The organism is Serratia sp. JSRIV002 (genome assembly GCF_019968725.1).
Taxonomy (GTDB): Bacteria; Pseudomonadota; Gammaproteobacteria; order Enterobacterales; family Enterobacteriaceae; genus Chania; species Chania fonticola_B.
Genome location: NZ_CP074143.1, coordinates 2,207,759 through 2,221,448 on the forward strand (window position 1 = coordinate 2,207,759; position 13,690 = coordinate 2,221,448).

Annotated in this window: 9 protein-coding genes; 7 read left to right on the plus strand and 2 right to left on the minus strand. The window is 54.5% G+C overall.

Annotation, left to right across the window (positions count from 1 at the left end; genetic code table 11):
- Nucleotides 1–74 precede the first annotated feature (74 nt).
- The 7 genes from cmoM (at nt 75) to KGP26_RS10255 (ending at nt 10,839) form a co-directional block, all read left to right on the plus strand.
- On the plus strand, nt 75–860 hold the full coding sequence (gene cmoM, locus KGP26_RS10225) for a tRNA uridine 5-oxyacetic acid(34) methyltransferase CmoM (protein WP_021804907.1): 786 nt from the start codon (nt 75–77) through the stop codon (nt 858–860).
- The gene (gene mukF / locus KGP26_RS10230) at nt 857–2,179 is read left to right on the plus strand and encodes a chromosome partition protein MukF (protein WP_021804906.1); all 1,323 of its coding nucleotides are present in this window, start codon (nt 857–859) and stop codon (nt 2,177–2,179) included. Before cmoM ends, mukF begins: the two co-directional genes overlap by 4 nt.
- Nucleotides 2,160–2,888 carry a chromosome partition protein MukE gene (gene mukE, locus KGP26_RS10235; RefSeq protein WP_021804905.1) on the plus strand — a complete coding sequence of 243 codons (729 nt, stop codon included), beginning with the start codon at nt 2,160–2,162 and terminating at the stop codon, nt 2,886–2,888. The genes mukF and mukE overlap by 20 nt, the downstream gene beginning before the upstream one ends.
- Nucleotides 2,885–7,324: a chromosome partition protein MukB gene (mukB, locus tag KGP26_RS10240; RefSeq protein ID WP_223665366.1), complete on the plus strand. Its 4,440-nt coding sequence runs from the start codon at nt 2,885–2,887 to the stop codon at nt 7,322–7,324. Before mukE ends, mukB begins: the two co-directional genes overlap by 4 nt.
- A gap of 219 nt (nt 7,325–7,543) precedes the next feature.
- On the plus strand, nt 7,544–9,394 hold the full coding sequence (gene ldtD / locus KGP26_RS10245) for a L,D-transpeptidase (protein WP_115159646.1): 1,851 nt from the start codon (nt 7,544–7,546) through the stop codon (nt 9,392–9,394).
- A gap of 180 nt (nt 9,395–9,574) precedes the next feature.
- Nucleotides 9,575–10,123: a YcbK family protein gene (locus KGP26_RS10250; RefSeq protein WP_021804901.1), complete on the plus strand. Its 549-nt coding sequence runs from the start codon at nt 9,575–9,577 to the stop codon at nt 10,121–10,123.
- A 68-nt stretch (nt 10,124–10,191) separates the two neighbouring features.
- Complete coding sequence (locus KGP26_RS10255; protein WP_021804900.1) at nt 10,192–10,839, plus strand: MBL fold metallo-hydrolase; 648 nt, start codon at nt 10,192–10,194, stop codon at nt 10,837–10,839.
- A 62-nt stretch (nt 10,840–10,901) separates the two neighbouring features.
- On the opposite strand, the gene KGP26_RS10260 is transcribed toward KGP26_RS10255, so the two are convergent.
- Entirely contained in the window at nt 10,902–12,092 is a 1,191-nt protein-coding gene (locus tag KGP26_RS10260) for an amino acid aminotransferase (protein ID WP_021804899.1), read from the minus strand.
- Nucleotides 12,093–12,338: 246 nt separating this feature from the next.
- The gene (gene ompC / locus KGP26_RS10265; protein ID WP_305801186.1) at nt 12,339–13,430 is read right to left on the minus strand and encodes a porin OmpC; all 1,092 of its coding nucleotides are present in this window, start codon (nt 13,428–13,430) and stop codon (nt 12,339–12,341) included.
- Between the last annotated feature and the right edge of the window lie 260 nt (nt 13,431–13,690).

The window sequence follows — 13,690 nt, forward strand, 5'->3', positions numbered from 1 at the left end:
TGTGCCAAAATAGCAGGTTTGAATGGGCAGGCGCTTTGCCGTCGGCCAAGATAGAATCAGCGGAGCCGTTGTCCATGCAGGATCGCAATTTTGACGATATTGCCGAGAAGTTTGCGCGTAATATTTACGGCACCACCAAGGGGAAAATCCGTCAGGCGGTAGTCTGGCAGGATCTGACCACGCTGCTGGCTCAGTTGCCACAGCGGCCGCTGCGCATTCTGGATGCTGGTGGGGGCGAAGGCCACATGGCCTGCCAACTGGCAGAATTAGGACATCAGGTCTTGTTGTGCGATCTTTCTGGTGAGATGATCCAACGCGCTGCGTTGCTGGCCGAGCAGAAAGGTGTGAGCCAGAACATGCAATTCATACAAAGTTCGGCGCAAGAGATTGGTCAGCATTTGGCACAACCGGTCGATCTGATATTGTTCCATGCGGTTTTGGAGTGGATCGCCGAACCGCAGGTGGCCTTGCAGGCGTTGTATGACTGCCTGGTGCCCGGCGGCGCACTGTCACTGATGTTCTTTAATGCCAACGGTTTGTTGATGCGCAATGTGGTGTTGGGCAATTTCCAACTGGTGGATCCCGAGGTCAGGCGGCGTCGCAAGCGTTCGCTGTCGCCGCAGTATCCACACAGCCCACCGCTGGTCTACGGCTGGTTGGAGCAGATGGGCATGCAGATTTCAGGCAAAACCGGCGTGAGGGTTTTCCATGATTATCTGCAAAGCAGGCAGCTACAGACCCAAAAATTTGAAGAGTTACTGGCGCTTGAACAGCTTTATTGTCGGCAAGAGCCTTACGTGAGTTTGGGGCGCTATATTCACGTCTCGGCGCATAAACCGAACCTGAAGGACGAACTATGAGTGAATTTTCCCAGACAGTACCCGAACTGGTCGCCTGGGCACGGAAAAATGATTTCTCTATTTCGCTCCCCACTGAGCGTCTTGCGTTTTTGCTGGCTATCGCCACGTTAAATGGTGAGCGGCTGGACGGCGAGATGAGCGAAGGTGAGCTGGTTGATGCATTTCGCCATGTCAGCAAAGGGTTTGAACAGACGCATGAAACGGTGGCGATACGCGCCAACAATGCGATTAACGACATGGTGCGCCAGCGCCTGTTGAACCGTTTTACCAGCGAGTTGGCGGACGGCAATGCCATCTATCGCCTGACGCCGCTGGGTATTGGTATTACCGATTACTATATCCGCCAGCGTGAGTTTTCGACCCTGCGCCTTTCCATGCAGTTGTCGATCGTGGCGGAAGAGTTGAAGCGTGCGGCAGACGCTGCCGAAGAGGGTGGCGATGATTTCCATTGGCACCGCAACGTCTTTGCTCCGCTGAAATACTCGGTAGCGGAGATCTTCGACAGTATCGATCTGACCCAGCGCCTGATGGATGAACAGCAACAGAGCGTGAAAACCGATATCGCGGCGCTGCTCAACCAGGATTGGCGTGCGGCGATCTCCAGCTGTGAGATGCTGCTGTCGGAAACCTCCGGTACCTTGCGTGAACTGCAGGATACGCTGGAGGCCGCAGGTGATAAACTCCAGGCCAATCTGCTGCGTATTCAGGACGCCACGCTGGGTGAGATGGAGCTGGGCTTTGTCGATAAGCTGGTGTTTGATTTGCAAAGCAAGCTGGATCGCATCATCAGTTGGGGCCAACAGGCGATTGACCTGTGGATCGGCTATGATCGCCACGTGCACAAGTTTATCCGTACCGCCATCGATATGGATAAAAACCGCGTGTTTGCCCAACGCCTGCGCCAATCGGTACAAAACTACTTCGATAATCCTTGGACGCTGACCCATGCCAACGCCGATCGTCTGCTCGATATGCGTGACGAAGAGCTGGCGTTGCGCAGTGAAGAGGTCACCGGGGAACTGCCGCCAGATCTGGAATATGAAGAGTTCAGCGAAATTCGCGAACAGCTGGCAGCGATGATCGAACAGGCACTGAAGATTTATCAGGAACAAAAGATGCCGCTCGATTTAGGGGCAGTGATGCGCGATTATCTGGCGCAATATCCGCGTGTGCGTCACTTTGACGTTGCCCGCATAGTGGTCGACCAGGCAGTGCGCCTTGGTGTGGCTGAAGCTGATTTTTCAGGGTTGCCCGCGCAGTGGCAGGCAATCAATGATTACGGAGCCAAGGTACAGGCCCATGTCATCGACAAATATTGAACAAGTAATGCCAGTCAAGCTGGCCAAGGCATTGTCTAACACGCTGTTTCCGGCGTTGGACAGCCAATTGCGCGCAGGTCGTCACATCGGTATCGATGAGTTGGACAACCACGCATTCCTCATGGATTTTCAAGACGAGCTGGAAGAGTTTTATACCCGTTACAGCGTCGAGCTGATCCGGGCGCCGGAAGGGTTCTTCTATTTGCGCCCGCGCTCGACCACGCTCATTCCACGCTCGGTGCTTTCCGAGTTGGACATGATGGTCGGCAAGATCCTGTGCTACCTCTACCTGAGCCCCGAGCGCCTGGCGCATGAAGGTATTTTCAGCCAGCAGGAGCTGTACGATGAGCTGCTGAGCCTGGCGGATGAGAGCAAGCTGCTGAAGTTCGTCAACCAGCGCTCCACCGGTTCGGATCTTGACCGTCAGAAGCTGCATGAAAAAGTGCGCTCCTCGCTCAATCGCCTGCGCCGTCTGGGCATGGTGTATTTCATGGGCAATGACAACAGCAAATTCCGCATTACCGAGGCGGTGTTCCGCTTCGGTGCCGATGTGCGTAGCGGTGACGATCCGCGCGAAGCCCAGTTGCGGATGATCCGCGACGGTGAGGCGATGCCGGTAGAAAACAGCCTGTCACTGAACGATGAAGTTGATGCGGAAGATGCGCAGGCAGAAGCTACCCAGGACAGTGCAGAGGATGAACAGGAATGATTGAACGCGGTAAATTTCGCTCACTGACGCTGGTTAACTGGAACGGTTTCTTTGCCCGAACCTTTGATCTCGATGAGCTGGTCACCACGCTTTCGGGCGGTAACGGGGCCGGTAAGTCCACCACCATGGCGGCCTTCGTCACGGCGCTAATCCCGGATCTGACGCTGCTGCACTTTCGTAACACCACCGAAGCCGGTGCCACCAGCGGTTCACGCGACAAAGGCCTGCACGGTAAATTGCGTGCCGGTGTCTGCTACTCAACCCTGGACGTAGTCAACTCACGCCACCAGCGTGTGGTGGTCGGGGTTCGTCTGCAACAGGTTGCGGGGCGCGATCGTAAGGTCGATATCAAACCTTTCACCATTCAGGGGCTGCCAACGGCAGTGCAACCGACCGAACTGCTGACCGAGACCGTCGGTGAGCGTCAGGCTCGGGTTCTTTCGTTGCAGGAACTGAAAGAGCGTGTTGAAGAGATGGAAGGGGTGCAGTTCAAGCAGTTCAACTCCATCACCGATTACCACGCCCTGATGTTTGATCTGGGGGTGCTGCCCAAGCGTCTGCGCACTTCCTCCGACCGTAGCAAGTTCTATCGTCTGATCGAAGCCTCGCTGTACGGCGGGATTTCCAGTGCCATTACCCGTTCTCTGCGTGATTACCTGCTGCCGGAAAACGGCGGCGTGCGTAAAGCGTTCCAGGATATGGAAGCCGCTCTGCGCGAGAACCGCATGACGCTGGAAGCGATCCGCGTTACCCAGTCGGACCGCGACCTGTTCAAGCATCTGATTTCCGAAGCGACCTCGTACGTTGCCGCAGACTACATGCGCCATGCCAATGAACGGCGTATCCATCTGGATGGGGCGCTGGTATTGCGCAACGAGTTACTGAGCAGCCGCAAACAACTGGCCGCCGAGCAGTTCCGCCACGTTGAAATGGCGCGTGAGCTGGCTGAGCAAAGCGGTGCCGAATCCGATCTGGAAACCGATTATCAGGCCGCCAGCGATCACCTCAATCTGGTGCAGACCGCAATGCGCCAGCAGGAAAAGATCGAACGCTATGAAGGCGATCTGGAAGAGCTGACCTACCGTCTGGAAGAACAAAATGAGGTTGTCGCCGAAGCGAGCGAGCAGCAGGCGGAAAACGAAGCGCGTGCCGAAGCCGCAGAGCTGGAGGTGGATGAGCTGAAAAGCCAGCTCGCCGATTACCAGCAGGCGTTGGACGTGCAGCAAACCCGTGCCATTCAATATCAGCAGGCACTTCAGGCTCTTGAGCGCGCCCGTGCGCTGTGTCAGGTGCCGGAACTCACCGCCGAAAATGCCGAAGAGTGGCTGGATACCTTCCAGGCGCGTGAGCAGGAAGCGACAGAGTCTCTTTTGCAGTTGGAACAAAAGTTAAGCGTGGCGGATGCCGCTCACAGCCAGTTCGAGCAGGCCTATCAGCTGGTGGGTAAAATTGCGGGCGAAGTCAGCCGCAGTGAAGCCTGGCAAACCGCGCGTGAACTATTGCGTGACTGGCCTTCGCAGCAGCATCAGGCCGAGCGTGTGCAGCCGTTGCGGATGCGTTTGAGCGAGTTGGAGCAACGTCTGCGCTCGCAGCAGGATGCCGAACGTCTGTTGCAGGAGTTCTGTAAACGTCACGGGCAGAGTTATCAGCCGGATGAACTTGATGCCTTGCAGCAAGAGCTGGAAGAGCGTTTGGAATCGTTGTCCCAAAGCGTCAGCGAGGCCGGTGAGCGCCGGATGGAAATGCGCCAGGAGCTGGAGCAGATCCAGCAGCGCATCAAGGAGCTGACTGCCAGGGCACCGATTTGGTTGGCCGCGCAGGATTCACTGACCCAGCTCAGCGAGCAGAGCGGTGAAGCCTTCGAAGATGGTCAGCAGGTTACCGAATACATGCAGCAACTGCTGGAGCGCGAACGCGAAACCACGGTTGAACGTGATGAAGTGGCCAGCCGCAAGCGTGAAATCGAAGCGCAGATTGAACGTCTCAGCCAGCCGAGCGGGGCAGAAGATCAGCGTCTGGTAACGCTGGCGGAGCGCTTTGGCGGTGTGCTGTTGTCTGAAATCTATGACGATGTCACCATTGACGATGCCCCGTACTTCTCTGCGTTGTACGGCCCGTCGCGCCACGCGATTGTGGTGCCGGATCTGTCGCTGGTGCGCGAGATGCTGGAAGGGTTGGAAGACTGCCCGGAAGATCTCTACCTGATCGAAGGGGATCCGCAGTCGTTTGACGACAGCGTGTTCGCCGTCGAAGAGCAAGAAAAAGCGGTGGTGGTGAAAATCGCCGATCGCCAGTGGCGTTACTCGCGCTACCCTGAGGTGCCGCTGTTTGGCCGTGCTGCCCGGGAAAATCGCCTGGAAGTGCTGTACGCAGAACGTGACTCCTTGGCCGAACGCTACGCCACCTTGTCATTTGACGTGCAGAAAACCCAGCGTTCTCACCAGGCGTTCAGCCGCTTTATCGGTTCGCACCTCGCCGTGGCGTTTGACGCGGATCCTGAAGCGGATATCCGTGCTCTGAACAGCCGCCGTGGTGAAATTGAGCGTGCGCTCAATAACCACGAAGCGCAGAACCAACAGCAGCGTCAGCGATACGATCAGGCCAAAGAGGGCATTTCCGCACTCAACCGCCTGATGCCGCTGGTCTCACTGCTGAATGATGAAACCTTGCAGGATCGTGTCGAAGAGATCCGCGAGGAAATGGAAGAGGCGCAGGATGCTGCGCGCTATATCCAACAGCACGGCGTTTCCTTGGCCAAGCTGGAGCCTATGTTATCGGTGCTGCAAAGCGATCCGGAGCAACATGAGCAGCTTCAGCAGGACTATGCACAGGCCCAGGCCACCCAACGCCAGGCCAAACAACAAGCCTTTGCCCTGACGGAAGTGGTACAGCGCCGCGCTCACTTCAGCTATACCGATTCTGCTGGCATGCAGAATGCCGATAACGATCTCAACGATAAACTGCGTCAACGCCTGGAACATGCGGAAGCGGAACGTACCCGCGCCCGCGAGCAACTGCGCCAGTATCAGACCCAGTTTACGCAATACAGCCAGGTACTGGCCTCGCTGAAAAGCTCTTATGACGCCAAACGCGACATGCTTAAAGAGCTGAGCCAGGAACTGGTAGACATTGGCGTGCAGGCCGATGCTAATGCCGAAGCCCGCGCGCGGCAGCGCCGGGACGAATTACATGCCTCGCTGAGTAATAACCGTAACCGCCGTAACCAGTTGGAGAAACAGCTGACCTTCTGCGAAGCGGAAATGGACAGCCTGCAAAAGAGACTGCGCAAGCTGGAGCGTGATTATTACCAACTGCGTGAGCAGGTGGTGACCGCCAAGGCGGGCTGGTGTGCCGTGATGCGTCTGGTGAAAGACAACGGGGTTGAACGCCGTCTGCACCGTCGTGAACTGGCCTATATGGACGGTGACGAGCTGCGTTCGATGTCGGATAAGGCATTGGGTGCGCTGCGTCTGGCGGTGGCGGATAACGAACATCTGCGTGACGTGCTGCGCCTGTCGGAAGATCCGAAACGGCCAGAGCGCAAGATCCAGTTCTTTATCGCGGTCTATCAGCATCTGCGTGAGCGTATCCGTCAGGATATTATCCGCACCGACGATCCGGTCGAAGCTATCGAACAGATGGAGATCGAACTGGGCCGTCTGACAGAAGAGCTGACCGCCCGCGAACAGAAACTGGCGATCAGTTCGAAGAGCGTGGCGAACATTATCCGCAAGACCATTCAGCGCGAGCAGAACCGTATCCGGATGCTTAACCAGGGGCTGCAAGCGGTTTCCTTCGGTCAGGTGAAGAGCGTGCGGCTGAACGTCAACGTACGGGAAGCGCATGCCACCTTGCTGGATGTGCTCTCCGAGCAGCAGGAACAGCATCAGGATCTGTTTAACAGCAACCGTCTGACCTTCTCGGAAGCGTTAGCCAAGCTGTATCAGCGCCTGAACCCGCAGATCGATATGGGCCAGCGCACGCCACAAACCATCGGTGAAGAGCTGCTGGATTACCGTAACTATCTGGAGCTGGAAGTGGAAGTGTTCCGTGGCTCCGACGGCTGGCTGCGTGCGGAAAGTGGCGCGTTGTCTACCGGGGAAGCGATCGGTACAGGTATGTCAATTCTGGTCATGGTGGTGCAGAGCTGGGAAGAGGAATCACGCCGCCTGCGGGGTAAAGATATTTCACCTTGCCGCCTGCTGTTCCTCGATGAAGCCGCGCGTCTGGATGCCAAATCCATCGCCACGCTGTTTGAGCTGTGCGATCGTCTGGAGATGCAGTTGATTATCGCTGCACCAGAAAACATCAGCCCGGAAAAAGGGACCACCTATAAACTGGTGCGTAAGGTGTTCCAGAACCATGAGCATGTGCACGTGGTTGGCCTGCGTGGGTTCGCCAGTGAACAACCAGCTTTAGATTCGGTGTCGGAATAAACGCCACAAAGCTAAAAAAGTGCACTATAAATCTGAAAATAGCCGCCTGAAGGTGGCTATTTTTTTGTATGACGAGGATGATAGGCGTGTTTTTTTGCCGGTGGTAAGCTGGAATGAAACGGTGATTTACGGCGCTGAGAGCAAAAGCGCCGTTCTGTTTGTATACTGAAACTAATAATAGTCCGTGCGGTATTTTTGTGAGCCTACAGGGGGCAAGGGATGTTGCTTAAAAATGGAAACTCAGTACGACGTCTGGCATTGAGTTGCGCAATAGCGTGTGGTTTTGCCGTGTCGTTTTCCGCATGGGCAACCGTTCCGGCGTTACCGGTGGCGTCATCGTCATCGGGAATGTCCGTGGCACAAAGTCGTGCCGAACTGCTGGCGGCATTGCCGAAAAGCGTTGTGCCTTATTATCTCTCCACTTTGGCACCGCTGTACGCTGCCAATCAGATGCAGCCTATGTGGCAAGATCGGGAAGCGGTACAGCAATTTCAGCAGCAACTGGCTGAGTTGGCCATTTCTGGCGTACAGCCGCAGTTTACTCAATGGGTAAAACTGCTGACCGATCCGCTCATCACCGATATGGCACGTGATATTGTGCTGTCGGATGCGATGCTGGGTTATTTGCAGTTTGTCTCCTCAATCGGGGCTAACGGCAACAACTGGTTGTACAGCAATGTTCCTTACAAGCTGAAGGTGCCAGCGAATACGGTGATCAACCAGTGGCAGCTCTCGATACATCAGGGCAAAACGCTGGCGTATATCAACTCGTTGGCCCCGCAGCATCCTCAGTACGCCAAAATGCATTTGGCGCTGCGCGAAATGCTGGCGGCTGGGCGCCCGTGGCCACAAATGACCAATGGTGCAAGCCTGCGTCCAGGTCAGCTCAGCGACGATATTCCCGCACTGCGCGATATTCTGGCGCGTACCGGAATGCTAATCGCCACTCCGGCGGTAGCATCTGCTTCGCCTGAGCCTCAGGTCACCAACGCCAGCGCGACGACCCCGGCGGCGGATGACGATCTGTCGGTGGATGAAGAGAAGGATCGTGCTACCGCAGCGGCTGTCGTAAGCCCGGGCGCGGCATCGATCAAAGATCTTGCTCCCTCTCCAGAAGCGACCGCGCAGGTACAACCTGCCAGTCCGGTTTCGGTAACGGATAATCGTTACACCGAAGATCTGGTGGAAGGGGTCAAACGCTTCCAAACCTGGCAAGGGCTGACGCCTGATGGCGTTATCGGTGCCCGGACGCGTGAATGGCTGAACGTTTCGCCACAAACTCGAGCTTCACTGCTGGCGTTGAACATCCAGCGCCTGCGCATTCTGCCTGGGCACGTTGATACTGGCATTATGGTCAACATCCCGAACTACTCGCTCACCTACTATCTGAATGGTAATGAAGTGTTATCTTCGCGGGTGATTGTTGGCCGCCCGAGCCGCAAAACGCCATTGATGAGCAGTGCGCTGAATAACGTGGTGGTCAACCCGCCGTGGAACGTGCCAACCAAGCTGATCCGTGAAGATATCGTGCCCAAGGCCATGCATGATGCGAGCTACTTCCAGAAACACGGCTATCGGGTATTCTCTGGCTGGAGCAACGATGCGCAAGTGATCGATCCGGCAATGATTGACTGGAGTGTGGTTTCACCACGCAATTTCCCTTACCGCATCCAGCAGGCGCCGGGGACCAGCAACTCGTTAGGGCGTTTCAAGTTCAACATGCCGAGCTCGGATGCCATCTATCTGCATGATACCCCGAACCACGGCCTGTTCCAGAAGGATATCCGGGCGTTAAGCTCAGGCTGTGTGCGCGTTAACAAGGCTTCCGATTTGGCCAATATGTTGTTACAGGATGCCGGTTGGAACAACGCGCGTGTTTCCTCCACGCTGAAAGGCGGCAATACGACGTATGTGAACATCCGCCAGAATATCCCGGTGCAGCTGTATTACCTGACGGCCTGGGTCTCTGATGATGGCAAGCCACAGTTCCGCACAGATATTTACAATTATGATGCGACAGTGAGATCGGGTGCACAAATTTTGGCTCAGGCCGAAAAATTGATGCAATAAATGCAGTAATTCTAGATAAATAACGGTCTGAATGTCTGGCCAGTAACAGGCACTGTTTTTTGTGAGCACGGGTAAACCACAGCGTATCGCGGGTTGACTCCGCATACGCTGGCGGTTATGGTTCGGGCAGTGCGCAGTTTTGTGCATATATTTTGACATTCTTGCCGAGTTTAAAGAGTCATGGACAAAATTGATCATCATCGCCGTAAATGGCTGGCGTTAGGTAGCGCCGCCGTGGGTATCGCACTGCTTCCAGGGCAGGCGTTTGCCAGTCTTTCTACCTCTCGCCCACGTATTCTGTTGTTGAACAACCTCAATACCGGCGAATCCATCAAGGCCGAGTTCTTCAACGGTAAGGGTTACAATAAAGAAGAATTGGCGCGCCTGAACCACATCTTCCGTGACTATCGGGCCAATAAGGTCAAGAGCATCGATCCGGCTCTGTTTGATCATCTCTATCGCCTACAGGTGATGCTGGGTACCAGCAAACCGGTACAGCTGATTTCCGGCTACCGTTCAATGGCGACCAATACCGAAATGCGTGAGCACAGCCGTGGCGTGGCCAAGCAGAGCTACCACACCAAAGGCCAGGCGATGGATTTCCATATCGAAGGGATCCAACTGAGTAATATCCGTAAGGCGGCGTTAAAAATGCGCGCCGGCGGGGTAGGCTATTATCCACGTAGTAACTTTGTGCACATCGATACCGGCCCGGTGCGGACCTGGTAATCATTGTGCATCATGATCGCTGAATGGCACCCGCCCCTTGGGCGTGGTGCCGTTGTCGTTGGAGCTTTATGAAATACCATATTATCCCCGTTACGGCGTTCAGTCAGAACTGCACGCTCATCTGGTGCGACGTCACCAAACAGGCGGCGCTGGTCGATCCTGGTGGCGATCCGGAAAAACTGAAGGCTGCCATTGCCGAAAAGGGCGTGCAGGTCAGCCAGATTTTGCTGACGCACGGCCATCTCGATCACGTAGGCGCGGCGGCAGAAATGGCCGAGCATTATCAGGTACCGATCTATGGGCCAGATAAGGAAGATGCCTTCTGGCTTGAAGGTTTGCCAGCACAGAGCCGTATGTTTGGCCTGGATGAATGCGCCGCTCTAACGCCGACCAAATGGCTGGAAGAGGGGGATAAAGTGCAGGTGGGCGAAATGTCGCTGAACGTACTGCATTGCCCTGGCCATACACCTGGTCATATCGTTTTTATCAACGAACAGGCACGTTTGGCATTAGTGGGTGACGTGTTGTTCAACGGTGGTGTTGGCCGCAGCGATTTCCCGCGCGGTGATCATCAGGCGCTAATCGCTTCAATCCGCAACAAATTACTGCCTCAGGGCGACGATATGGCGTTTATTCCAGGACATGGCCCGATGTCTACCTTTGGCCATGAACGTCAAACCAACCCGTTCCTGCGCGAAGAACCGGCTATCTGGTAAAGACACCTCTCGCAAAAGAACAAAGGGGCGCAAATGCGCCCCTTTTTCAATGCAAAATCAACTTACAGCACGGCAACGATGGCTTCGCACAGCGGCGCCATATTGTCCGGCGTCATCCCTGCCACGTTAACGCGGCCGGAGTTAACGGCATACACGCCAAATTCATCACGCAGACGCAGAACCTGCTCTTTGGTCAGGCCGCTGAAGGAGAACATGCCGTTCTGGTTGATGATAAAGCTGAAATCCTGCTGCGCCCCTTTCTCCTGCAGGGTATTAACGAACAACTGGCGCATACGGTGAATGCGCTGGCGCATGTCCGTCAACTCTTGTTCCCAAATGGCGCGCAACGCCGGGTTACCTAAGATGGTAGCAACTACGGCGGCACCGTGTGATGGCGGGTTCGAGTAGTTGGCACGGATCGCGGCTTTCACCTGGCTGAAGGCACGCTCGGCGGTTTCTGCATCGGCAGCTACCACGGTGCAGGCACCGACACGCTCGTTATACAGGCCAAAGTTCTTTGAGTAGGAGCTGGCAACGATCAGTTCCTGATGTTTGGCAGCAAAGATACGCAGACCCTGGGCATCTTCTTCCAGGCCCTTGGCGAAGCCTTGGTAAGCGAAGTCGAACAGCGGCAACCAACCCTTGGCTACGGACAGTTCAGCCAACTGAGCCCATTGTGCTTCGGTTGGATCGATACCGGTAGGGTTATGGCAGCAACCATGGAACAGCACTACGTCGCCTGCTTGAGCCTGGTTCAGGCTGGTGAGCAGACCGTCGAAGTCCAGCGCATGGTTGGCGGCGTCGTAATAGTTGTATTCCAACACTTCCAGGCCAACGGCACCAAAGACGTTTTTATGGTTTGGCCAGCTTGGATTGCTGACCCAGATACGCTTGGCGCTGGTCTGGTTGGCAATAAAGTCGGCCGCGACACGCAGGGCACCGGTACCACCAGGAGTTTGCGCGGTACGGGCACGCTTGTCGGCAATGATTGGGCTCTGCTTGCCGAACAACAGTTCTTGCGTGCAGCTGGCAAATTCAGGAATACCTTCAATACCCAGGTAGTTTTTGGTGGTCTCATTTTCCAGCAGATACTGTTCAGCTTTTTTAACGCTGGTCAGCACCGGCGTTTTGCCGGTTTCGTCTTTATAGACGCCAATCCCCAGGTTGATTTTATTCTCACGCTTGTCGGCGCGGAAAATGTCGGTCAGACCTAGAATCGGGTCGGCAGGTGCAGCGGTGATTTTTTCAAACATGTCAGATGCTTCCATGGCCTAGAGTTAAGCAGACAGAAACATCAGGGTAGCGCCAGTTATCGCCTTTGCCAACCGTTTGCGAGAAAAACACCTCGATCTTGTGACGGCGGCAGATTCAGCACAAAAAATGACGGGGAAGGGCGGATTGGCAGAATAAAAAATTGGCGGAAGCGCTAAAAACAAAAACAGGGCCGAAGCCCTGTTTTTTAACTTAGCTGACGGCGAGCCGTCATCAAGTGCAACAACTTAGAACTGGTAAACCAGACCGGTAGCTACGATGTTGTCAGTAGCGATGCCGTTAGCACGAGTGAAGTCGTTTTCGTCCAGCAGGTTGATTTTGTAATCAACGTAGGTAGACATGTTTTTGTTGAAGTAGTAAGTAGTACCTACATCAATGTATTTAACCAGATCGTTGTCAGTGCCGTTAGGGCCAGCCAGGTTCTTACCTTTAGACTGCAGGTAAGCGATAGATGGACGCAGGCCGAAATCGAACTGGTACTGTGCTACCACTTCAAAGTTCTGAGTTTTGTTAGCGATGGTGTTAGACGCGCTACCGTATGGAGTCATGTTGCGGGTTTCCGCATACATGGTTGCCAGGTAGACGTTGTTGGCATCGTATTTAGCACCAACGGTCCATGCATCAGCTACGTTACCGCCAGCAGTGCTGTTATCTTTCTGGTCAATGGTACGGTTAGATGAAGAGTATGCTGCACCTAAGCTGACACCGGTATCCAAAATTGCGTAGGTGGTAGAAACACCAACACCGTCACCGTTTTGTTTCTTCAGCTCACGCTTGTCGTTTTCGTTCTTGCCTTGATACTGCAGAGCGAAGTTCCAACCATCAACCATACCGAAGAAGTTGTTGTTACGGTAAGTAGCAACACCGTTGGTACGACCGGTCATGAAGTTGTCGGTAGTGGTGTAAGTATCGCCACCGAACTCTGGCAGCATATCTGTCCAGCCTTCAACGTCATACACTACGCCGTAGTTACGGCCGTAATCGAATGAACCGAATTCAGCAAATTTCAGACCTGCGAAGCCCAGACGAGTCTTAGTACCTTCGGTACCTTGTGACTCAGCGTGGTTAGCTTGCACGTTGTATTCCCACTGGCCGTAACCGGTCAGTTGGTCAGTAATCTGGGTTTCACCTTTGAAGCCAAAGCGCACGTATGACTTGTCGCCATCTTCGCTTTTGTCTTTAGAGAAGTAGTGCAGGCCGTCAACTTTACCGTACAGATCCAGTTTGTTGCCGTCTTTGTTGTAGATTTCAGCTGCGTTGGCTGCACCAGCTGCTAACAGAGCTGGGATCACTACTGCAAGAATGTTGCGCTTCATCATCATTATTACCCTCATTGGTTTTATTCGGACACCTTGCCACTGCCGCCAATAATTCTTTTGGAACTATTGTTGATAGATTGGTGTCGTCCTGTGTCTGCACGCAGTGTTCCATTCACGGGCAGGTTTATCTAGAACGAAAATGCTACTAATGTCGTAATCTGGTTTCAGAAAGAAACGATGTGTAACAATTTGTGTATTTTGGGGAACTTTGTGATGCAGGTCAATAATCAAAAATGCGAAAGGCCAGCTAAGCTGGCCTT